The organism is Pseudomonas sp. BW7P1 (genome assembly GCF_024981055.1).
GTDB lineage: Bacteria > Pseudomonadota > Gammaproteobacteria > Pseudomonadales > Pseudomonadaceae > Aquipseudomonas > Aquipseudomonas bananamidigenes.
Genome location: NZ_CP103374.1, coordinates 1,751,117 through 1,772,740, shown reverse-complemented (window position 1 = coordinate 1,772,740; position 21,624 = coordinate 1,751,117). Strand labels below are relative to the sequence as shown.

The 21,624-nt window shown below is 60.0% G+C and carries 25 protein-coding genes; 14 read left to right on the top strand and 11 right to left on the bottom strand.

Features of this window, described 5'->3' with window-relative positions; all coding sequences use genetic code 11:
* The first annotated feature begins 40 nt into the window (after window positions 1-40).
* The 4 genes from NWV16_RS08065 to NWV16_RS08050 all read left to right on the top strand — a co-directional run bounded on the left by NWV16_RS08065 (window position 41) and on the right by NWV16_RS08050 (window position 4,381).
* Complete coding sequence (locus NWV16_RS08065) at window positions 41-1,552, top strand: cytosine permease (protein WP_260522628.1); 1,512 nt, start codon at window positions 41-43, stop codon at window positions 1,550-1,552.
* Window positions 1,553-1,631: 79 nt separating this feature from the next.
* Window positions 1,632-3,011, top strand: coding sequence for a sodium:solute symporter (locus NWV16_RS08060; RefSeq protein WP_260522627.1), 1,380 nt, complete (start codon window positions 1,632-1,634; stop codon window positions 3,009-3,011).
* Between the two features lie 348 nt (window positions 3,012-3,359).
* Window positions 3,360-4,085 carry an MBL fold metallo-hydrolase gene (locus NWV16_RS08055; RefSeq protein WP_260522626.1) on the top strand — a complete coding sequence of 242 codons (726 nt, stop codon included), beginning with the start codon at window positions 3,360-3,362 and terminating at the stop codon, window positions 4,083-4,085.
* 47 nt (window positions 4,086-4,132) lie between these two features.
* On the top strand, window positions 4,133-4,381 hold the full coding sequence (locus NWV16_RS08050) for a phosphopantetheine-containing protein (protein ID WP_065258459.1): 249 nt from the start codon (window positions 4,133-4,135) through the stop codon (window positions 4,379-4,381).
* A 99-nt stretch (window positions 4,382-4,480) separates the two neighbouring features.
* Here NWV16_RS08050 and NWV16_RS08045 read toward each other — a convergent pair whose 3' ends face one another.
* Together NWV16_RS08045 and ptrR are read right to left on the bottom strand one after the other, a co-directional pair.
* Window positions 4,481-4,609, bottom strand: coding sequence for a PA1414 family protein (locus tag NWV16_RS08045; protein WP_007914492.1), 129 nt, complete (start codon window positions 4,607-4,609; stop codon window positions 4,481-4,483).
* Window positions 4,610-4,751: 142 nt separating this feature from the next.
* Window positions 4,752-5,645: a putrescine utilization regulator PtrR gene (gene ptrR, locus NWV16_RS08040; protein ID WP_260522625.1), complete on the bottom strand. Its 894-nt coding sequence runs from the start codon at window positions 5,643-5,645 to the stop codon at window positions 4,752-4,754.
* 104 nt (window positions 5,646-5,749) lie between these two features.
* Between ptrR and NWV16_RS08035 the strand changes: the two genes are divergently transcribed.
* Window positions 5,750-6,931, top strand: coding sequence for an MFS transporter (locus NWV16_RS08035; RefSeq protein WP_260522624.1), 1,182 nt, complete (start codon window positions 5,750-5,752; stop codon window positions 6,929-6,931).
* On the opposite strand, the gene NWV16_RS08030 is transcribed toward NWV16_RS08035, so the two are convergent.
* The 3 genes from NWV16_RS08030 to NWV16_RS08020 form a co-directional block, all read right to left on the bottom strand.
* Window positions 6,876-7,808 (bottom strand): DMT family transporter, encoded by a 933-nt coding sequence (locus tag NWV16_RS08030; protein ID WP_260522623.1) that lies wholly within the window; start codon window positions 7,806-7,808, stop codon window positions 6,876-6,878. The two genes, NWV16_RS08035 and NWV16_RS08030, sit on opposite strands and share 56 nt — an antisense overlap.
* 180 nt (window positions 7,809-7,988) lie before the next feature.
* Entirely contained in the window at window positions 7,989-8,384 is a 396-nt protein-coding gene (locus NWV16_RS08025) for a DUF2177 family protein (protein ID WP_260522622.1), read from the bottom strand.
* Between the two features lie 45 nt (window positions 8,385-8,429).
* Window positions 8,430-9,266, bottom strand: a complete 837-nt coding sequence (locus NWV16_RS08020) for a S1 RNA-binding domain-containing protein (protein ID WP_260522621.1) — start codon at window positions 9,264-9,266, stop codon at window positions 8,430-8,432.
* 351 nt (window positions 9,267-9,617) lie between these two features.
* Here NWV16_RS08020 and NWV16_RS08015 point away from each other — a divergent pair, with 351 nt between their 5' ends.
* The 3 genes from NWV16_RS08015 (at window position 9,618) to NWV16_RS08005 (ending at window position 11,672) form a co-directional block, all read left to right on the top strand.
* Window positions 9,618-9,806: a hypothetical protein gene (locus NWV16_RS08015; protein ID WP_260522620.1), complete on the top strand. Its 189-nt coding sequence runs from the start codon at window positions 9,618-9,620 to the stop codon at window positions 9,804-9,806.
* A gap of 208 nt (window positions 9,807-10,014) precedes the next feature.
* Entirely contained in the window at window positions 10,015-10,731 is a 717-nt protein-coding gene (locus NWV16_RS08010; RefSeq protein WP_260522619.1) for a TorF family putative porin, read from the top strand.
* Between the two features lie 71 nt (window positions 10,732-10,802).
* Window positions 10,803-11,672 carry a DUF6279 family lipoprotein gene (locus NWV16_RS08005; RefSeq protein ID WP_260522618.1) on the top strand — a complete coding sequence of 290 codons (870 nt, stop codon included), beginning with the start codon at window positions 10,803-10,805 and terminating at the stop codon, window positions 11,670-11,672.
* Between the two features lie 50 nt (window positions 11,673-11,722).
* Here NWV16_RS08005 and NWV16_RS08000 read toward each other — a convergent pair whose 3' ends face one another.
* Window positions 11,723-12,112 (bottom strand): transcriptional regulator, encoded by a 390-nt coding sequence (locus NWV16_RS08000; RefSeq protein ID WP_065258451.1) that lies wholly within the window; start codon window positions 12,110-12,112, stop codon window positions 11,723-11,725.
* 177 nt (window positions 12,113-12,289) lie between these two features.
* Here NWV16_RS08000 and NWV16_RS07995 point away from each other — a divergent pair, with 177 nt between their 5' ends.
* The 4 genes from NWV16_RS07995 to NWV16_RS07980 all read left to right on the top strand — a co-directional run bounded on the left by NWV16_RS07995 (window position 12,290) and on the right by NWV16_RS07980 (window position 14,792).
* Window positions 12,290-13,024 (top strand): DUF899 domain-containing protein, encoded by a 735-nt coding sequence (locus NWV16_RS07995; RefSeq protein ID WP_260522617.1) that lies wholly within the window; start codon window positions 12,290-12,292, stop codon window positions 13,022-13,024.
* An 80-nt stretch (window positions 13,025-13,104) separates the two neighbouring features.
* Window positions 13,105-13,380: a hypothetical protein gene (locus tag NWV16_RS07990; protein WP_260522616.1), complete on the top strand. Its 276-nt coding sequence runs from the start codon at window positions 13,105-13,107 to the stop codon at window positions 13,378-13,380.
* A 215-nt stretch (window positions 13,381-13,595) separates the two neighbouring features.
* Entirely contained in the window at window positions 13,596-14,180 is a 585-nt protein-coding gene (locus tag NWV16_RS07985; RefSeq protein WP_260522615.1) for a papain-like cysteine protease family protein, read from the top strand.
* Between the two features lie 12 nt (window positions 14,181-14,192).
* A complete protein-coding gene (locus NWV16_RS07980; RefSeq protein WP_260522614.1) occupies window positions 14,193-14,792 on the top strand; it encodes a hypothetical protein in 600 nt (199 codons plus the stop codon).
* A gap of 61 nt (window positions 14,793-14,853) precedes the next feature.
* Here the strand turns inward: NWV16_RS07980 and NWV16_RS07975 are convergent, their stop codons facing one another.
* Complete coding sequence (locus tag NWV16_RS07975) at window positions 14,854-16,194, bottom strand: DEAD/DEAH box helicase (RefSeq protein ID WP_065258446.1); 1,341 nt, start codon at window positions 16,192-16,194, stop codon at window positions 14,854-14,856.
* Between the two features lie 191 nt (window positions 16,195-16,385).
* Between NWV16_RS07975 and NWV16_RS07970 the strand changes: the two genes are divergently transcribed.
* Complete coding sequence (locus NWV16_RS07970) at window positions 16,386-17,684, top strand: mechanosensitive ion channel family protein (protein ID WP_260522613.1); 1,299 nt, start codon at window positions 16,386-16,388, stop codon at window positions 17,682-17,684.
* A 60-nt stretch (window positions 17,685-17,744) separates the two neighbouring features.
* Here the strand turns inward: NWV16_RS07970 and NWV16_RS07965 are convergent, their stop codons facing one another.
* Window positions 17,745-18,389, bottom strand: a complete 645-nt coding sequence (locus tag NWV16_RS07965) for a hydrolase (RefSeq protein ID WP_065258444.1) — start codon at window positions 18,387-18,389, stop codon at window positions 17,745-17,747.
* A gap of 170 nt (window positions 18,390-18,559) precedes the next feature.
* On the opposite strand from NWV16_RS07965, the gene NWV16_RS07960 reads away from it, so the two are divergent.
* On the top strand, window positions 18,560-19,465 hold the full coding sequence (locus NWV16_RS07960; protein WP_065258443.1) for a LysR family transcriptional regulator: 906 nt from the start codon (window positions 18,560-18,562) through the stop codon (window positions 19,463-19,465).
* On the opposite strand, the gene NWV16_RS07955 is transcribed toward NWV16_RS07960, so the two are convergent.
* The 3 genes from NWV16_RS07955 to NWV16_RS07945 form a co-directional block, all read right to left on the bottom strand.
* Window positions 19,410-20,291 (bottom strand): carboxylate/amino acid/amine transporter, encoded by an 882-nt coding sequence (locus NWV16_RS07955; RefSeq protein WP_260522612.1) that lies wholly within the window; start codon window positions 20,289-20,291, stop codon window positions 19,410-19,412. The two genes, NWV16_RS07960 and NWV16_RS07955, sit on opposite strands and share 56 nt — an antisense overlap.
* A 244-nt stretch (window positions 20,292-20,535) precedes the next feature.
* Entirely contained in the window at window positions 20,536-21,135 is a 600-nt protein-coding gene (locus tag NWV16_RS07950; RefSeq protein WP_065258275.1) for an FMN-dependent NADH-azoreductase, read from the bottom strand.
* A gap of 165 nt (window positions 21,136-21,300) precedes the next feature.
* Window positions 21,301-21,615 carry a 3-phosphoglycerate kinase gene (locus tag NWV16_RS07945; RefSeq protein ID WP_085710332.1) on the bottom strand — a complete coding sequence of 105 codons (315 nt, stop codon included), beginning with the start codon at window positions 21,613-21,615 and terminating at the stop codon, window positions 21,301-21,303.
* Between the last annotated feature and the right edge of the window lie 9 nt (window positions 21,616-21,624).

Genomic DNA, 21,624 nt, shown 5'->3' with positions numbered 1-21,624 from the left:
CTCACGCACGATGAGCGCGCCTTTGTGATCGGAGCAGATCATGAATAACAACAACAAAGACCAAAGCCTTACGCAAATTGAAACCCACGGGGTCGAACAGATCCCGGACAACGAACGCACCGCCGGTCCCGTGGACTTGTTCCGCATGATCTTCGGCGGCGCCAATACCTTTGCCACCGCCGTGCTCGGCAGTTTCCCGGTACTGTTCGGCCTGTCTTTTCAGGCGGGCGTCTGGGCGATTGTCTCGGGCGTGCTGCTCGGCTCGCTGATCCTCGCACCGATGGGCCTGTTCGGCCCGCTCAACGGCACCAACAATGCCGTGTCGTCCGGTGCGCACTTCGGCGTGCACGGGCGGATCGTCGGTTCGTTCCTGTCGTTGCTGACCGCCATCGCCTTCTTCTCGCTCTCGGTATGGAGTTCGGGTGATGCGCTGATCGGTGGTGCGAAACGCCTGATCGGCCTGCCGGAAACCGACCTGACTCTGGGTCTGGCCTACGGTCTGTTCGCAATACTGGTGCTGACCGTGTGCATCTACGGCTTCCGCTTCCTGCTGTGGGTGAACAAGGTCGCGGTGTGGAGCGCGAGCCTGCTGTTCCTGCTGGGCATCTTCGCCTTCGCCGGTCCTTTCGATTCGCACTACGCCGGCACCGTCAGCCTTGGCCAGCCGGGCTTCTGGGCTGCGTTCATCGGCGCTGCGCTGGTGGCCATGAGCAACCCGATTTCCTTCGGCGCGTTCCTCGGCGACTGGGCCCGCTATATCCCGCGTGAGACTTCGCGTCAGCGGATCATGGCGGCGGTGATTCTGTCGCAGATCGCCACCTTCATCCCGTTCCTGTTCGGCCTGACCACCGCCACCATCGTGGCGATCCAGGCACCGGACTACATCGCGGCCAACAACTATGTCGGCGGTCTGCTGGCGGTGTCGCCGAACTGGTTCTTCCTGCCGGTGTGCCTGATTGCGGTGATCGGCGGCATGTCCACCGGCACCACCTCGCTGTATGGCACCGGGCTGGATATGTCGAGCGTGTTCCCGCGTCTGCTGTCGCGGGTCAAGGCGACGCTGCTGATCGGCGTGCTGTCGATTGCCTTCATCTTCATCGGGCGCTTCGCGGCGAACCTGGTGCAGAGCGTGTCGACCTTTGCCGTGCTGATCATCACCTGCACCACCCCATGGATGGTGATCATGATCATCGGCCTGGTGGTACGTCGCGGTTTCTACTGCCCGGACGACCTGCAAGTGTTCACCCGCGGCGAGCAAGGCGGACGCTACTGGTTCAACCACGGCTGGAACTGGCGTGGCCTGGGTGCATGGATCCCGAGCGCGGCGGTCGGCCTGTGCTTCGTCAACCTGCCGGGGCAGTTCGTCGGCCCGCTCGGTGAACTGGCCGGCGGCATCGACATCAGCCTGCTGGTGACTCTTGGCCTGGCCTCGGTGATGTACCTGATGCTGCTGAGCCTGTTCCCGGAACCGGCGCTGGTGTATGGCCCGAAGGATCCCCGAAGCAAAAGCGCCCATGCGCCGGCTGAAGCGGCGCTGCGTCAGGCTGCCTGAATAAACGAATCGCCTGTGGGGGTCAGCCTTCCCCCACAGTGTTCCACCCCATAAAAAAGACAATCGGAGACACGCCATCATGGCTCTGGATTTATTCGTCGTCCTCATCTACGCGGCCGGCATGCTGTTGCTCGGCTATTTCGGCATGCGCAAAGCCAAGACCAACGAGGATTTCCTCGTCGCCGGGCGTAACCTCGGCCCGAGCCTGTACATGGGCACCATGGCCGCGACCGTTCTGGGTGGCGCGTCCACCGTCGGCACCGTGCGTCTGGGCTATGTGCACGGTATCTCCGGTTTCTGGCTGTGCGCGGCACTGGGTTGCGGCATCGTGGCGCTGAACCTGTTCCTGGCCAAGCCGCTGCTGAAACTGAAGATCTACACCGTGACCCAGGTCCTGGAAAAACGCTACAACCCGATGGCCCGCTCGGCGAGCGCGGCAATCATGCTGGCCTACGCGCTGATGATCGGCGTGACCTCGATCCTCGCCATCGGCACCGTGCTGCAAGTGCTGTTCGGCCTGCCGTTCTGGGTCTCGGTACTGCTCGGCGGTGGCGTGGTGGTGGTGTACTCGGCCATCGGCGGCATGTGGTCGCTGACCCTGACCGACATCGTCCAGTTCATCATCAAGACCGTAGGCCTGATGTTCATCCTGTTGCCAATCTGCCTGTACAAAGTCGGTGGCTGGGACGAACTGGTGCTGAAGCTGCCGGCGGCGGCATTCAACTTCACCACCATCGGCTGGGACACGATCATCACCTACTTCATGATCTACTTCTTCGGCATCCTGATCGGTCAGGACATCTGGCAACGGGTGTTCACCGTCAAGAATGAAAAAGTGGCTCAGTACGCCGGCAGCTTCGCGGGTATCTACTGCATCCTCTACGGCCTGGCCTGCGCCCTGATCGGCATGGCGGCACACGTATTGATTCCGGATCTGGACAACGTCAACAACGCCTTCGCCGCGATCGTCAAACTGTCGCTGCCGGACGGCATCCGCGGTCTGGTGATCGCCGCCGCCCTGGCCGCCATGATGTCCACCGCCAGCGCCGGTCTGCTCGCCGCCTCCACCACCCTGACCGAAGACCTGCTGCCGAAACTGCGTGGCGGCAAACAGTCGAGCCTGGGTGTGAACCGTCTGTTCACCCTGTTGACCGGTGCCGTGGTCCTGGCCATCGCGCTGGTGGTCAACGATGTGATCAGCGCTTTGACCCTCGCTTACAACCTGTTGGTAGGCGGCATGCTGATTCCGCTGATCGGTGCAATCTTCTGGAAACGCGCCACCACCGCCGGCGCGATCGCCAGCATGGGTCTGGGTTTCGCCACCGCCCTGCTGTTCATGTTCAAGGACGGTCTGGACGCCAACACGCCGATCTACTACAGCCTGGCCGTCGGCCTGGTGAGTTTCGTGGTGGTGAGCCTGGTTTCCCGCCGCCCTGCCCCGGTGGCCAGCGCGATCTAAGCTGAACATAACGACTTGATGCTTTCTTCGACGAGTGTGGCACGGGCGTGTCCTCCCTTATTTCCTGCGCCGCGTTGCGCCTAAAAGCGAGCCAGGCAAGGCGCAGTTCGTAGGTAAGGGTCGTTTCCTTGCCAAGGACTGCAACACAGCCTGGCTCGCTTTTAGGCACAACCCGGAGGGCCGGAGCTGATGTCGTGCAGGGCTGCGTTGCTCAGAGCTTATTTGGAAAAACCAAACTACGCTCCTCGCGCCTTGCCCTGCACGACATCAGATCCGGCGCGGCGCAGGAAATAAGGGAGGACACGCCCACTTGCCACACTCGTTTTTTTTCCTCTGGAGAAATGCTTTATGAAGATTGTTTCTCGCGATCAGTGGTTCGAAGTACAGCACCTGAGCGACGGCATCCGCCTGATTCACGAGCCGTACATTCGCCCGTTCTATCGCTGCAACCTGTGGCATGTTCAGGGTCGGGACAAGGATCTGCTGCTCGACAGCGGTTCCGGGCTGGTCAGCCTGCGCGAGCAACTGCCATGGCTGACCGAGCGCCCCTTGGTGGCGGTGGCCAGTCATTGCCACTTCGACCACATCGCCGGTCATTACGAGTTTGCCGAACGGCTGGTACACCCCGCCGAGGCGGACATTCTGGCGGCGCCGGATGGCGAGAATGACCTGAGCCGCGCCTTCGTCGGCGACGACATGTTCGAAGCGCACCCGGACTGCCCGTTGTGCTACGCCGAATACCGGGTCAAGGCTGCGCCGGCCACCGGGTTTGTCGAGAACGGCGATGTGCTGGATCTGGGCAACCGCACGTTGCAGGTGCTGCACACGCCGGGGCATTCGCCGGGCGGGATCAGCCTCTATGAAGCCGCCACCGAAACCCTGTTCAGCGGCGACATCATCTACGACGGGCCGTTGATCGAAGACGCCTACCACTCCAATCTCGAGGATTACGCCGCCAGCCTTCGTCGCTTGCAGGCGTTGCCGATCCGTACCGTGCATGGTGGACATTTCGGTAGTTTCTCGGGAGAGCATTTGCGCGCGATGATTGACGAATGGTTGCGCCGACACGCCTGAGGCCTGCTGTACTCCAGTCAGATCCCGCCACTTTTTGAACATCTGCCATGAGAAGAGCTGCCGTGCGTGCCGCCGTGCACCGATTCATCAAACGCCTGCTGGAACACCGCGACTTCAACGACAACACCAGTCTGGCGGAGCTGGGTCTGGAAAAGGCGGACATCGAGGATCTGATCTTCCATCTGGAAGATGAATTCGGACTGACGGCCTTCACCGCCGAGGAAGACCACATGCTCAAGAGCGCGAAAACCGCGAATGACTTGAGCCGGTTTCTACTGGAAATCGGGCGGCACTGAAAAGCAAAAGGTCGCCGTTTCGAGCGGCTCCAGCCTCTTTGTGCTGGAGCCGCCCGAAACGGCGACCTCTTTAATATTTAATCCTTGAAGCCGGAGGCATTACCGCCGACGCTGCTGACGCCGACGCTGTTCGTCGTCAGTGCGAATCGGGACCGGTTGCAGAGGCGGTTCGATCAAGCCGAGGGCAACACCCAAATCGTGCAGCCAGTTCTGAATTTTCTCTTTCATCGTCATGCCCCCTTCAGGGTGGTGCTGAGCGACCGGAATTCTGAGGCCGCTTCGCACTGATAATAGTCCGAAGTCCTACGCAATGCTCGGCAAAATCCGCAATGATCTGTTACTGAATGGATCAGAATCCCTGACCGATCGTTCAAGCGATTTCCAGGCTTTCTTCGCCGGCCACGGGATAGAGCATCTGCTGCTGTTCAATCCACGCATTGAGATTGGCCCCGACCATGCCCCGGCGCCACATGAGCCAGGTTGTCGCACTGGCAAATGGCTCGGCCAGCGGATGCACCGCGACACTTTCGCGGCCCGGCAGGCTGGCGAGCATCGACTCCGACATCAGCGCCACGCCGCTGCCGGCAATCACGCAGGCGAGCATGCCCTGATAGGACTCGATCTCCATCGCCCGGCCCATCGCCGTCTGGTAATGGGCGAACCACGCCTCCAGCCGCGCCCGGTAGGCACAGCCATGGCGAAAGGTGAACACCGCCCGTCCCTCGACATCCCTGGCACTGCGCACCGGCGGGTGATCGGCCTCGCTGATCAAAACCAGCCGCTCGTTGCACAGCGGCACGCCGTCGATCCCGGCCAGTTGTGGCGGGCCGTCCACCAGCGCCGCATCAAGCCGCCCGGCCAGCAACCCTTCGAGCAACTCACCGCAGGGCCCTGACTGCACCTGCAGATTCACCGCCGGATACTGTTTGTGATACCGCGCCAGCAGCGCCGGCAAATGGATCGCGGCGGTGCTGTACAGAGTGCCGAGCACAAAATCCCCCGCCGGTTGCCCGCCCATCACCGCTGCGCTGGCCTGATCACGCAAGGCAAACAGTTTGCCGGCGTAGTCCAGCAGGACTTTTCCCGCAGGCGACAACTGCAAACGCTGACGTTCCCGGACGAACAGCTCGACGCCCAGTTGCTCTTCGAGCTGTTTGAGCCGGGTCGACAGGTTCGACGGCACCCGGTGCAGACGTTCGGCGGCACGGGTGATCGAACCCTCTTGCGCCACGGCCTGGAAGATCCGCAATTGGCTGAACTCCACAAGCTTTCTCCTGAACTGAACAAGTTACTCAATATTATTCAATTTTAAAGAAAGTCAATCAGTCCTAGCCTGACGGTCATTGAACCTCTAACGGAATCCAGACCATGTCGCCGCTGATTCGCTTATCCGCCAGCTTCATTGCCCTGATGATGGCCATGGGCATCGGGCGTTTCGCCCTCACACCGCAACTTCCCCACCTGATCAGCGAAGGGCAGATCGACCTGACTGCCGCCGGTCTGATTGCGGCCGCCAACTACCTCGGCTATCTGCTCGGCGCCGTGGACGCGATGTTTTCCCGTCGCCCCGATCAGGTACAACGCCGTTTGCATGGCGGTTTGTGGCTGTGCGTGCTGCTGACGCTGGCGTCGTTCTGGGCCGACGGTTTCTGGTCGCATCTGCTGCTGCGTTTCGGCACGGGCGTGGCGAGTGCCTGGGTACTGGTGATGATCACCGCACTGAGTCAGCCGTTGGCTGCGGCGGCGGGTCGCCCACGGTTGGGAGCGCTGGTTTTTGCCGGGCCGGGGCTGGGGATTTTTCTGACGGGGCTGCTGGCGCTGTTCTCACATCTGGCGCAGCAGACTTCCGCCACTCTGTGGCTGATCTATGCTGCCGTGGCGCTGGTGATGTTGCTGGGGATCGTGCGGATCCTGCCGCAACCGGTTTCCAGCGCAAGCGTCGCACCTGCTGCCGTCAAGCATTCGAATCGCGGCATTGCGCGGTTGGCGGTGGTGTATGCCTTGTATGGCGTGGGCTACATCATTCCGGCCACGTTCCTGTCGCAGATGGCCAATGCGCAGTTTCACGGGCAATGGCAGGCCGATCTGTTCTGGCCATGCTTCGGCCTCGCCGCGGCCCTTGGTGTGTTGCTGGTGAGTCTGCGTCGGCACGATCAGGACACCACCCGTCACTGGTTGATGGCGACGTTGTGGCTGCAAGCGGCCGGGGTGTTCGCTTGCCTGTCGGGCAGCGGCCCGGGCCTGGCTTTGGGTGTGATCCTGTGTGGCACGCCGTTCCTGGCCTGTATGCAACTGGTCATGCAACGCTCACGGGAACTGGCGCCCCATGCCACCCAGCGCAACGCCGGCCTGCTCACCGCGTGCTTCGCTGTCGGTCAGCTCAGCGGGCCGTTGCTGGCGGCGGTCAGCAGCCACTTCAGCGGCGGCCTGCAACCGGCGTTGGTGATCGCCGGCAGCGGCCTGCTGATCGCCGGCGGCCTGGCGTGGAAACCGCTTACGACTGGCCGAGTGCCTTGCGCAAACGCCGACGCACCCACTGTTCCGCGCTGACGAAGGTGATGCCAAGCAGCACCAGTACGGCACCGACGATGAAATTCAGGCTGAGCTTTTCACCCAGCAACACCACGCCGAACGTGACGCCGAACAACGGTGTCATGAAGGAAAACACCGCCAGGTTGGCCGCCAGATAACGGCGCAGCAGCCAGAACCAGGTCAGGTAACTGAAGAACGACACCACCAGCCCCTGGAACAGCACGCTGCCCACCGCCACGACGGTCAGGCTGACGTGGGTGATCTGGCCGCTGAACAATGCGATCAACAGCAGACCGACGAAACCGACGATCAGTTGATAGAACAGCGTCAACGTCACTGGAGCGTCCGACAGCCGCGAGGCGCGCACCACCACGGTGGTCGCGCCCCAACTGGCCCCGGCCAGTACGCCCAGGGCATCGCCCAGCAGCATGCGATGGTCGAGGTTGTCCCAGGACACGCCACCGGCGAACGCCACTGCAATCCCGACGAACGCCATGAAAATTCCCAGCCATTGCACCGGACGCAGACGCTCGCTGGGCAACAGGAAGTGCACACCCAGCGCCGTGAAAATCGGCGCCGTGTAGAGGAAAACCGACATGTGCGCTGCGGTGGTCAACTGCAAGCCTTCGGAGATGAACAGGAACTCAAGCCCGAACAAGGCACCGGCCAGCAAACCGCCACGCCAGGTGGTGCCGACCTGTTCCCAGCCGCCCTTCCAGCAGATGAGCAGTCCAACCAGCAACGCGGAAATCCCCGATCGTCCGGCTGCCTGCATCACCGGCGCGATATCGGTCGCCGCCCACTTGATCATCACCTGCTGCACGCCCCAGATCAGGCACAGGCCGATCATCACTTGCAGGGCAAAGCCGTCGGCACTGCGCCGACTGACACTCACCGCAACACCTCGAACGCATACGTCATGGCAGTTTTCCCAATGGTCAAAGCAAAGCCCCGGATCGATGTCCGGGGCGAATAATGGTTTCGAGGATTATTAACCAGTTGGCCAGAAAAAGCCGTCTGGAAGAGACACTTCATTCTCCTGAAGCGTCAGCTCAAACAACTGAAATCAACGGACTTATCTGCCATACCGGCGGGTCGCGACGAATCCAACCGTACAGATCACCGCCGTGGCAAACGTCCCCCACGCCCAGTCCATCAATGTCACTTGCACCGACCAGCCGCGCAGCGTCGCCCAGTTGGTCAGGTCATAGGTGCCATAAGCGACCAGCCCGAGCAGCGCCCCCATGCGGGCGGCGCGTTGCCAGGTCGTCGCCGGCACCACCACAAACGCCACGCAGCCGAAAACGTACAGGCAATAAAAAACCGCTGCCGGGGCCGGCAACGGTTTTTCGAGCATCAGCGACCCGAGCAGTTCGCGATAGGTCGGTGCCATCAATACGCCGAGCCAGACGCCGTCGAGCAGAAGAAACGTCAGCAGTGTCGCAACGTAGGCAATCAGCGATCTTTTCATCTGCCCGACCTCAGGTGAGCCCATGCAACATGGGCTACGTCAGGGTCAGGTTAGTTCAATGCGATCGGCATGAATGATGATTTTGCCTTCCTTGTACAAGGAACCGATGGCCTTCTTGAAGTTACCCTTGCTGACACCGAACAGGCTGCTGATCAGCGCCGGGTCGCTCTTGTCGCTGACGGCCAGGGTGCCGTTGCTTTCACGCAACCTGGCGAGGATCTTCGAACTCAGGCTGCTGGCCGCATCCTGCCCCACCGGCTGCAGGCTCAGGCTGATCTTGCCGTCGGCGCGCAATTCCTTGATGAAGCCCTTCTCGCGCATGCCGGAGCGCATGAACTTGAAGATTTCATTTTTGTGAATCAGTCCCCAGTGCTTGTTGTTGATGATCGCCTTGAAGCCCATGTCGGTGGCTTCGACCACCAGCAGATCCACTTCCTGGCCCACGCTGTAGTTGGCCGGGGTCTTGTCGAGGTAGCGATCCAGACGCGCGGTGGCGGTGATACGGCGCGTGCGCTTGTCGAGATAGGCGTGCACCACGCAATAGTCGCCGGCGGTCAACTGACGTTTTTCTTCCGAGTAAGGCAACAACAGATCCTTTGGCAGACCCCAGTCGAGGAATACACCGATACTGTTGATTTCAACAACTTTCAAACTGGCAAATTCACCGACCTGAACTTTTGGTTTTTCAGTGGTGGCAATAAGTTTGTCATCACTGTCCAGATAAACGAAAACATTGAGCCAGTCTTCATCTTCGCTGGGAATATCTTTGGGAATATAACGATTGGGCAAAAGAATTTCGCCGTCGGACCCGCCGTCCAGATATAAACCGAAGTTAGTGTGTTTAACCACTTGCAAACTGTTGTAACGCCCGACTAAAGCCATTTCCAATACCCTCATTGCGTGGGCGGCATTCTACCCGGTTTTGCCGGATTCGTCGGGCGCCAGATCCAGGGTTGCCCTGAAATTTGCGCGAAGCCTTGATTTTCCTCGATTTGCCGCTGGACGGACGCCACTCGTCAGACCGAACCGGCGGTTTCCGGCCACACCAGGCTCCTGAAAAGCAGGCCAATTCCGTTCCATGTTATTTATTTAAATCAGCAGGTTAGCGGGATATCCAGACGATGGTTCGAGAGATGCCCTGCCCGCACAACTGTTTATTCCGATGGATATTAACCAAGCGATCAGCAAGTTATTCCTGTACGATGCCTGGCCGAATTACTTTTCTACAGGTTAATGGCCGCCATGCGTGTAAAAGCATCCACCAGCAAAGCAAAGCCAGCTCCAGCCGTTGAAACCAGCGAATCGATCAACGATCAAATCGCGGCATTCCTCAAGTCCGGCGGCGAGATCCAGCAAATTGCCAAGGGCGTCAGCGGCCAGACATTCGCCTCGTCCAGACAGATCAGCCTGGGCAAGAAGTAACACCCCGCCCTGCACCAGATCCAGGACGCTTTGAACGTCGAAGCGTCCGGACCGGATCCCTCGCAAGACTTCCCTCGCGTTTAAATCAAATCAGCATGAATCGACGAACGGCCCCCGATGCCGAGCATTCGCCGGTATCCTTGCACGCGTCTGGATCAAGCGTTTCAGCAGGTATGTCACCCTGCGCTCGCTGTTCAAGGAGTGACGCATGTTCAAACCGCTCTGTTTATTTATTGCAGGACTGCTGGCAAGCCCGGTCGCACACGCGCAGATTTTCCAGCGTGAGCTCGGTGACTTCGACCTGAAACTCGGCACCACGCCCAGCCGCAGCATGGCTCAGGGCCTGGTCAAACCCTCGGCGATCGGCTCGTTCCACGGTGGCCTCGATCTGAGCCACGACAGCGGCCTTTACGTTGGCCAGTACGCGCCGAGCATGGGACTGACGCCGGGCAAGAATCTTGAAATCGATTCCTACATCGGCTTCAAACAACCTTTCGATCAAACCCTCGGCTACGAAGTCGGGATGATTCATTACAGCTACCCGAAGGTCGACACCCTCGACAGTCAGGAATTCTTCGGTGGCCTGACGTTGCTCGGCAGCCGTTTCGGCATCGCACTGAGCAACGATCCGGATAAACAGAACAACACCCTGTTTGCCGATCTGGGCGGCAACCCGCCGTTCGGTATCGGGATCAGCATGAAATACACCACCCATCAGCTCAACACGCCGGTTTCGGTGGACGGTGGGTATGTCAGCAGTTTTACCGACTGGTCGGTGAAATTTTCCCGGCCGGTCATGGGTATCGATCTGGACCTGATCTACAGCAATTCCAGCCTCAGCGGCAGCGACTGTTCGGCTTACTCCGGACACAACAGCCAGTGCGACGGGCTGGTCACGCTCAAGGCCGAACGCACGTTCTATTGATTGGCTGAACTGCCGGGAGCATCCTGCGTTCACATAAGAATCAGACGCCAGGCTTTCGCAAGGACTCGCCCATGTCTCGCTGGTTCAAACCCTTCGCCACCCTGCTGGTCTGCCTGCTCGCACTCGGCGCCTGCAGCCGGATCGGCCTGGCCTATCGCAATCTCGACGTCATCATTCCATGGACGCTCAGCGACTACCTGGACATGAACGGCGAGCAGAAAGACTGGTTCAACGAGCGCCTCAAGGAACACCTGAACTGGCATTGCACCACCCAGTTGCCGGGCTATCTCGACTGGCTGGATCGCCTGCAGACCATGGTCGAAACCAACCAGGTCACCGATGCTGCATTGCAGGCCCGCACCGTGGAAGCCAAACAGGCGATTGCCGAAACCGCACGGGAAATCACCCCGTCGGCCATCGAGTTGCTGCAGGGGCTGGACGACAAACAGGTCGCGGACATGAACGCTGCATTTGCCAAGGACCTGCGCAAACGTCAGCAGGAGTATGTGAAGCCGCCACTGGCCCAGCAGATTGCCGAGCGTGGCGCCCGCATGGACAAGCGCCTCAACGACTGGCTCGGGCCTTTGAGTGTCACGCAAGAGCAACGGGTGATGGCGTGGTCGACCGCTCTCGGCGATCAGAACACCCAATGGATCGCCAACCGTGCGCATTGGCAGCAACAGTTCAGCGCCGCCGTTTCCCAGCGCAAGAGCCCGGAATTCCCACAGCGGATCGAGACCCTTCTGGTCTATCGCGAGCGTTTATGGACAGCGGATTACCGCAAGGCCTACGACAATACCGAGGCACAGGCCCGTTCACTGGCGGTGGACCTGATGGCCGAGAGTACGCCGCAGCAGCGTCAGCGCTTGTTGAAAAAGATCGAAGGTGTACGCAAGGACTTCAATGATTTGAAGTGCCTGAAAGCGGCCAGGCGCAATTGAACAGCGAAGATCGTCCGGACCGCATCCGGACGATCGCTCGCTTCGACAACTCAGGCGATCTGCGCCTTGGAGGCCACGGTGTCGAACGTGGCCTCGTCGAGCGCATCCTCCTGTTCGTCCAGCACCTGACGTGGGTGGTCATTGCCGGGGATGCTGCTGTCGATCAGGCTCAAGAGGCTCGACCCGCGCAGGGTCAGACTGAAGTTGTTGCCCGTGCTGCCGTCTTCCTCGCGCGGGGTGATGTAACCGCGATCCAGCAGCAGCTTTTCGTAGTCACAGGCCAGGGTTTTCAGGTGATCCAGATTCTCGATGGGCTCGCCCGCTGCCGCCTTGTCAGCCGCGTAATCTTCGGCAAAGGTGCGAGGTGCAAAACTGTGGCCTGCGCCGTTCTGCACTTCATGCAGCAGGCGTTCGATCAAATCCCAGTTATAAGTCGTCATCCTGATTGAACCTCCGTTGCGCGTGAGTTTTTGGCGCGTTCACAGGTTGTGACCGAAGCGCTGCGTCACCGTTCAGGATTATTCGATGGCACGATCGACCGGTGGTCTGTCGATTTCCGGAGGCAGTGAGCGACTAGTCTGAGACAGTCGGATTCAACCTGCGCAGGAGAAATCATCATGAACGTTGAGAATCATCCGGTGGTGTCGCGCGAAGAATGGCTCGCCGCCCGCAGACAACACCTTGCTGATGAAAAAGCCTTTACTCGGGAACGCGACCGCCTCAGCGCCAAACGCCGCGCCCTGCCCTGGGTGAAAGTCGACAAGGACTATCGTTTCATGGGGCCGGACGGCCAATTGAAACTCGCCGACCTGTTCGGCCACCACAGTCAACTCATCGTCTATCACTTCATGTTCGCCAAGGGCTGGGAAGAAGGCTGCCAGGGCTGCTCCTTCCTGAGTGACCACTTCGACGGCGCCAATCTGCACCTGGCTCATCACGACATAGCGCTGGTGGCGGTATCCCACGCGCCGTTCGCCGAATTCCAGGCATTCAAGCGACGGATGGGCTGGAAGTTCGACTGGGTGTCGTCGGACGGATCCGATTTCAACTACGACTTTGGCGTGTGCGCCCGTGCTGAAGATGCCGAAGCCGGAAAGGCTACGTACAACTATGAAAAGACTGACAGTGCCGAGGAGGAAATGCCGGGGCTGAGTGTGTTTTATCGCGCCAATAACGGCGAGATATTTCACACCTACTCAACCTACGCCCGGGGCCTGGACATGCTGGTTGGCGCCTACAATTTTCTCGACCTCACGCCCAAGGGTCGGAACGAGGACGAAATCATGGAGTGGGTGCGGCATCATGATCGGTATGACAAGGCAGAAAAATCCAGCTGTTGTCACGGCGACTGAGCCAGCAAAAACAGTGAACTTTCCACTGGTCACGGGCTTCAACCGGTTAACCCGCCTTAACCGGAACCGAGGCCCGTCCCATGAAAACCCTGCTCAAACTCACACTCGCCACCACCCTCGCCTGCGCCCTGCCCGTCTGGGCCTGCACGCCCGAAGAAGCCACCGCCAAACGCGAACAACTGGCCGGGGAAGTGGCAAAGCTCACCGAGCAAAACCCGGCCAAGGCCAAGGAAATTAATGCCGAGCTGCAGAAAATGGATCTGGGCACGGCCTCTGCGGATCTGCCGGACAAATGTCAGTTGATCGACCAGCGCTTGAAGGAGCTGGATTCGGCCGAACATAAGGCCGAGGGCTGACAGCCCGGGTCTTCCACCCCGAAGGACACACTGAAGAGAGTGTCCTTTCGTCTGCAAAATTGCACTTGTGCATTTATATATTTGCACCAATGCATATTCAGACCTAGGGTTACCTGGAGCCTGCTCGGAACCCGCCACAGAAGTGGCACCCCTTGACCGCCGACGGCTCGCAAATCCACGCAAGACATTTGTTTTCATTCATGGAGGATTGAAAAATGTTAACCACTGAAACAACGCCATTCACCGGCAGCACCCTGCCCGGGTGCCTGACCGGCCATCTGCTCGACGCGCAGCTGGTCGAGGTCGAAGCGGCCCCGCAGGCCGAGGCGCTGGCGGCCTCAAGCCTGAACTTCACGATGCAGCAACAGACCCAGACCAACTGGTGCTGGGCTGCAGTCTCGGCTTCGGTCGGCAACTATTACGGCACCGGGTCCTGGACTCAGTGCGGCGTTGCCAGCACCCAGTTGAACCGCAACTGCTGCAGCCAGCCCGGCCCCTGCAACGTCTACGGCTACCTGGATTCGGCTCTGCAAACCACCCGCAGCTACAACGGGATGAATCAGGGTTCGTTGCAGATGTCGGCCATCCAGAACCAGATCAACATGGGCCGACCCGTCGGTCTGCGCTGTGCCTGGTACGGCGGCGGTGCGCACTTTCTGACGATCTATGGCACCAATGGCAATTACGTGCTGGTCGCGGACTCCATCTACGGTTATTCGACCCGTGCACTGAACTCGTTCCCCGGCTCCTACAACGGCGGCGGAAACTGGACTCATACGTACTTCACGGCAAAAAACTAGGAGGGCGACATCATGCAACTGACTTATCCAAAGGCGCCTTCCAACGGCGTACAGACCTTGCGTCCGGTGCTGCAAGCAGCGCTGCAAACCCAGGGGTTTGGCATCAATCGCCACTTCGCCAGTGCGGCACCGGCGAAAATCAGTCTCAGCGAGGCCTATCGTGGCTATTCGCTCAGTCTGGAGGATCTGAGCCAGGGCAAAGGCCTGAAGGACGCCCGGATCGGTGACTGGCATTACCTGGTGTTTGCCGACGGCGTGTCGATTGCCGATGCGCAATTGGCCGAAGTCCGCGGTCACGTCGAGTTCGCTTCGTTGAACCACGGCAACCACGCAGCCGCAACGGTGGATGCATTGAAACTGGCCGAGCAATCGCCGCAGTTGCAGGGCAAGACCGTTGAGCTGCGAGTGCTGTTCGTTTCGGCGCTGCATGTCGTAGCGATCTGGCTGCACGCGGCAAATGAAGATGTGCTGATTCCGATCGAACCGACGCCGAGGGAACTGGCGCTGACCGGGTTGTACAGCGAGGCGGCCCTGCTCGCACAGCTCAAACCGAAGGCGGATCAGGCAAAGCAACGTTTTGATGCCGACACCCGTGGACAGCTGGGCAGTTGATCAACTGCCGGCAATAAAACACCCGGACACTGTCCGGGTTTTTTTGGGCATCTGAAACGGCTTATTCAGCCGCAGGCGCTGCCGGCTTGCGGCGCTTGAGCGGGGCCATGCCGTCACTGCTCACCAGCGAATCCGGCTTCGGACGGTTGGCGCTCTTGCGCTTGTTCGGGGTCTTGGCGACGGCTTTTTTCTTGTCACCCTTGGCGTCGGTCTTTTTCTTCTTGGTACCCGCGGCCTTGCCCGAGGCCTTGACCTTCTTCGGTCCGCTGTAGGTGCCTTTGACTTCCTTGATGGTGCGGCGCTCGAAACTCTGCTTGAGGTAGCGCTCGATGCTCGACATCAGGTTCCAGTCACCGTGGCAGATCAGCGAGATGGCCAGACCATCGTTGCCGGCGCGGCCGGTACGACCAATGCGGTGTACGTATTCGTCGCCGCTGCGCGGCATGTCGAAGTTGATCACCAGATCCAGACCCTCGACGTCCAGACCACGGGCCGCCACGTCGGTGGCCACCAGAATCTTCACGCCGCCCTGCTTCAGACGGTCGATGGCCAGCTTGCGATCCTTCTGGTCTTTCTCGCCATGCAGCACGAATGCCTTGTATTCCTGGGCGACGAGGCGGCCGTAGATACGGTCGGCCATGACCCGGGTGTTGGTGAAGATGATCGCCTTTTGATAGGTCTCGTTGGCCAGCAGCCAGTTGACGATCTGTTCCTTGTGCTGGTTGTGGTCGGCGGTAATGATCTGCTGACGGGTGGAGTCGTTCAGCTGGCTGACCGCGTTGAGTTGCAGGTGCTCAGGGTTCTTCAGCACCTTGGCAATCATCTCGCGCAGACCGGAACCGCCGGTGGTGGCGGAGAACAGCATGGTCTGCTGACGGTTCGGGCATTCGTCCACCAGACGCTGCACGTCTTCGGCGAATCCCATGTCGAGCATGCGGTCGGCTTCGTCAAGAACCAGCACTTCAACCTCTTTCAGGTCGAGATTGCCGGCGTTCAGGTGTTCGATCATCCGGCCCGGCGTGCCGATCAGGATGTCCGGGACCTTGCGCAGCATGGCGGCCTGGACCTTGAAGTCTTCACCACCGGTGATCAGACCGGACTTGATGAACGTGAACTGCGAAAAGCGTTCGACTTCCTTCAGTGTCTGCTGGGCCAGCTCGCGGGTCGGCAACAGGATCAGGGTCTTGATGCTGACACGGATTTTGGCCGGGCCGATCAGGCGATTGAGGATCGGCAGGACAAAAGCGGCGGTCTTGCCGCTACCGGTTTGCGCCGTCACCCGCAGGTCACGCCCCTGAAGCGCCAGCGGAATGGCCGCGGCTTGCACAGGCGTTGGCTCGACAAATTTCAGCTCGGCCACGGCTTTGAGCAGGCGTTCGTGCAGGGCGAATTGGGAAAACACGGGTGCTACCTCGAAGATGTGCGAAAAAACAGCTGCATAGGTTACCGGTTTCGAGCGCTCAGGCCGAGTTTCTTTGTGAAATCAGGCGCAATCAGTGGCTTTTTTGTTGCTCGATTTGTCTCCAACGGTAATACACAGCGTCTTAAATGCTCTAATCGCCCGTCGCGTCTTACAGAAGAATCGTCTCTCTCATGGATTTCAAACAGCTCTGGCTCAACGCCCAAGACCTCTGGGGTGCCCTCGATCAGCACCCGCTCCTGCACGCCGGCCTGGCGTTGATTCTGTTGCTGGTGATCGCGCTGGTTCTCGGACGAGTGGCGCGTTATCTGATCCTGCATGCCAGTCGCATGCTCGGTCGCCAGCCCGCGTTGCACTGGATCAACGACTTTCGGCACAACAAGGTGTTTCAGCGTCTGGCGCAGATGACGCCGTCGCTGGTCGTCCAGTTCGGCCTGCACCTGGTGCCGGAGCTGAGCAAGACCGCCATGGTGTTTCTCGGCAACGTCGCGCTGGCGTTCACCATTCTGTTCCTGCTGTTGTCGGTCAGCGCCCTGCTCAATGCGCTGCTGGACATCTACGCCCGCACCGAACATGCACGCACCCGTTCGATCAAGGGTTATGTGCAACTGGCGAAAATGGTCCTGTATGTGTTTGGCGCGATCATCATCGTCGCCACCCTGATCGACCGTTCGCCGCTGTTGCTGCTGTCTGGTCTGGGTGCGATGTCGGCGGTGATCCTGTTGGTCTACAAGGACACCCTGCTCTCGTTCGTCGCCAGCGTGCAACTGACCAGCAACGACATGCTGCGGGTCGGCGACTGGATCGAAATGCCACAGGTGGGCGCCGACGGCGACGTAGTCGACATTACCCTGCACACGGTCAAGGTGCAGAATTTCGACAAGACCATCGTGTCGATCCCGACCTGGCGCCTGATGTCCGAGTCGTTCAGAAACTGGCGCGGCATGCAGCAGTCCGGCGGGCGGCGGATCAAGCGCAGTCTGTTCATCGACGCCAGCGGCGTGCGTTTCATCCGCGATGATGAAGAAGAGAAACTGTCCCAGGTGCACCTGTTGACCGACTACATGAGTCGCAAGAAAGCCGAGCTCAAAGCCTGGAACGAGGCCCAGGGCAATGTCGCGGCAATGTCGGCCAACCGTCGGCGCATGACCAACATTGGCACCTTCCGCGCGTACGCACTGGCCTACCTGAAGAGCCACCGGGAGATCCAGCCCAACATGACCTGCATGGTGCGCCAGATGCAGACCACGGCCCAGGGCATTCCGTTGGAAATCTACTGCTTTACCACGACCACGGTGTGGGCCGATTACGAACGGATCCAGGGGGATATTTTCGATTACCTGCTGGCGGTGCTGCCGGAGTTCGGGTTGAGCCTGTATCAGCAGCCGAGCGGTGGGGATCTGCGTTCGGGGTTGTTGCCGGCGGTGTTGGGTTCGGCGCATATGCCCGAAGCTGAAAAACATTTGATGTAGCGCTTTCTTCAGCGCAAAAAAAGACGCAACCCCGGTTGCGTCTTTTTTTGTCCTGCCGACTTATTTGACCTGCCGTTGCGGCGCCTTGTGCACCATGGTGTAGGCGTAGTCGACGCCCATGCCGTAAGCGCCACTGTGTTCCAGCACCAGGTCCATCACCGCCTGATAAGTGTCTTTGTGCGCCCAGTCACGCTGGTACTCGAGCAGCACTTGCTGCCAGGTCACCGGAACGGCGCCGGCCTGAATCATCCGCTGCACCGACATGTCATGGGCTTCTTTGGTGGTGCCACCGGATGCGTCAGTAACGATGTACACCTCGTAGCCTTCCGCCAGGGCTTCCAGCGCCGGGAAGGTCAGGCAGACCTCAGTCCACAGCGCGGCGATGATCAGTTTCTTGCGACCGGTGGCCTTCACCGCGTCCACCAGCGCCTTGTCTTCCCAGGAGTTCATCGAGGTGCGCTCGATCGGCTTCTGCTCCGGGTGCACCGCCAGCAGTTCCGGCCAGATGTATCCGCTGAAGCTTTCGGTTTCGACCGAGGTGTAGATGGTCGGAACGTTGAAGATCTTCGCCGCCTTGGCCAGGCCCACGGTGTTGTTCTTCAGGGTCTGACGGTCGATCGACTGCACGCCGAACGCCATTTGTGGCTGGTGGTCGATCAGGATCAGGGCGGAGTTGGTCGGGTTCAGCAGTTCACGGTTAGACATGGCGCGTTCCTTTTGATGTCGATTCAGAGTGTCGATTGGGTATTGGGTGAGTCGAGGCGTTTTGCCGTCTTCGGCGTTGTTGTCTCGGCTTGGATGTCACTTTAGGGGCTGGCCGATAAAGGGACAATTCCCTAAAATCGAGAATCATTGATTCCAAAAAAGGGACAATCATGGATCGCATCGAATGCATGCGCGCCTTCGTGGTGACGGTCGGCGAGAACGGCTTCGCAGCCGCCGCCCGGGCCATGGACGTGCCCCGGTCGAAAGTCAGCAAACAGATTCAGGCGCTGGAAGAAGCCATCGGCGTACAACTGCTGCAACGCACCACCCGCAGCCTGCACCTGACCGAGGCCGGAGCGGAGTATTTCGAAGCGGCGCGGGAAGTGATCGCGGCGCTGGACGAGGCCGAACAGCGGGCGCGGGATGGCATTGGCGAATTGCGCGGGGTGTTGCGCGTGAACGCGCCGATGTCGTTCGGCCTGCGGCGCCTGGGCAAGTTGATTCCGCTGTTCCACGAGCAGCACCCGAACATCGAGTTGCAACTGGTGCTCAGCGACCAGCAGGTCGATCCGGTGCGCGGCGGGTTCGACGTGACGATCCGCATCGCCAGCCTGCCCGATTCGACCATGATCGCCCGGCAACTGGCGCCGGCGCCGCGCATCATGGTCGCCTCTCCCGCTTACCTCGAACGCGCAGGCACGCCGCAGACACCGCAGGACCTGCGCTCGCATCAATGCTTGAACTACGGCTATCTGCAGAGCGGCGTCAGCCTGCAACTGTGCAACGGCAAGGAGACGCAGCGCGTCAACGTGACCGGGCCTCTGCATGCCAACAACGGTGACCTGCTGGCGCAGGCGGCGGAGGCCGGCATGGGCATTGCACTGCTGCCGGACTTCATCGTCGAAGATGCACTGGCGGCCGGGCGACTGGTGCCGGTGCTGTGCGAATGGCAAGCCCCGGCGATTACCATCAACGCCGTGTACTCGTCAGCGCGGCGGGTGCCGCAGAAGACCCGGGCGTTTATCGAGTTTCTGGTGGGGCAACTGGCGCCGCCTTGCCAATCCCCAACCGACTGATCCACACCGCCGCCAGAATCACGCCGCCCCCGAGGACCAACCGCCCCAGTTCCTCGTGTTGATTCCAGATCAGCAGGTTCAACACCAGCCCCACCGGCACATGCAGGTTGTTCATCACCGCCAGGGTGCCGCCGTTGACCAGGCACGCACCCTTGTTCCACCAGTACAGGCCCAGCGCGGTCGCAACCAGGCCAAGGAACACCAGCACGCCCCATTGCAGCGGCGCTTGCGGCAGAAAATCCGGTTTGCCGAACAGGAGAAAGGCCGGCAACGCCACCGCGAGCGCGCCGAGGTAGAAGAAGCCGAAGCGCCGGTAGTGCGGCAGATCGCTCGGGTGCTTCGCCACCAGATGCTTGTACAGCACTTGCCCTGCGGCGTAGGTGAGGTTGGCCAGTTGCAGCAACAAAAAACCCATGAAGAAGTCCGGGTTGATCCGGTCGTAGCGGATCACCGCCGCCCCCGCCACTGCCACCAGTGCGGCGATCAATGCCCACGGGTTGAAGCGGCGGTTAAGCGCATCTTCGATCAGGGTCACGTGCAGCGGCGTGAGGATGGTGAACAGCAGCACTTCCGGCACCGTCAGCACGCGAAAGCTCAAATACAGGCAGACGTAAGTCACACCGAACTGCAGCGCACCGATCAGCAGCATGCCGCGCATGAACGCCGGTTCCACCGAGCGCCAGCGGGTCAGCGGAATGAACACCAGCCCCGCGAGCACCACGCGCACCAGCACCGCGAAGTAGCTGTCGACGTGCCCGGCCAGGTATTCGCCGATGAGATTGAAGGAAAACGCCTGGATCAGCGTGACAATAAGTAGATAGCCCATGGTCGCCTCGATTTCGAATGGCGGCGACGATAGCGGTTTTTGCTTCTGATCGCGAACCCTCCCACAGGGGATGCCCTGCGTTGCAAAAATCGCAGGCAAAAAAAAGCCCGATCTCGCTAAAGCGTTCAATCGGGCTGCAGCACTCAGGAGCAACAAGTGCAAAGGGAGGTTCGATGCGCGTAGAGCGTTGAAGGGGTTGCGCCAGGTCACTAGAACAAGCGGCGATTATCTGGCGATTAACATATCAAGCGACCTGAGCCAGTTTGGCGTTGGCCTGATTCAGGCCTTTCTCCTGGAAGTCACCGCCCAGGTTCATGCCTTCGGCGTGGATGAAGGTCACGTCATGGATGCCGATGAAACCCATCACCTGACGCAGGTAAGGTTCCTGATGATCCGCCGGACCGCCGGCGTAGATGCCGCCGCGAGCCGTCAGTACATAGGCACGCTTGCCGCTGAGCAGGCCTTGCGGGCCGGTTTCGGTGTATTTGAAGGTGACGCCGGCACGCAGCACATGGTCGAGCCAGGCTTTCAGGGTGCTGGGAATCGCGAAGTTGTACATCGGTGCGGCCATCACCAGCACGTCGGCGGCCAGCAGTTCATCGGTCAGTTCGTTGGAGCGATCCAGCGAGGATTGTTCGTTGGCGTTGCGCTGTTCGGCGGGCTTCATCCATCCGCCCAGCAGGTTGCTGTCCAGGTGCGGAACAGGATTCACGGCGAGGTCGCGGACGGTGATCTGATCGGTCGGGTGTGCAGCTTTCCATTGACTGATGAACGTCTGGGTCAGTTGACGGGAAACCGAGTCTTGCTGGCGGGCGCTGCTTTCGATGATCAGAACGCGGGACATGTTGTGTAGCCTCCATCCGGGAATGTTGTAAGTCGATGGAGTGAAGGTTAAACAGGGTCGCATCGATGAAAAAGCGCAAATAATTGCTGCAAACCATCGAAATATTCGTTTAGATGCACCTGAGCCATTGTGGGAGCGAGCAGGCTCGCTCCACAGGGACTGATGTTATTTCGGGTTGCAGCTCAGCTCGACGCGCAGCTTGATGATTTCGCGGGAGAACTTGGCGGTGGCATTGGTGTGTTTGCCGGCCGGTACTTCGATATTGCGGGTGCGCGGCGCTTCCGGACCATTGCTGAACACGACTTTGCAGACCGCGTCGACTTCGCCGTAGTTGGCGACCCGGATGGAGCCGATGTCTTTATCGGTATCGAAGGACTCGTAATCGATCTTCAGGCCATTGAGATTCTTCTGCACATCGATCGGATACGCAAACGCAGTCAGCGGCAGCAGCGCCAGCACCACACAACAGAATTTTTTCATTCGGCAGTC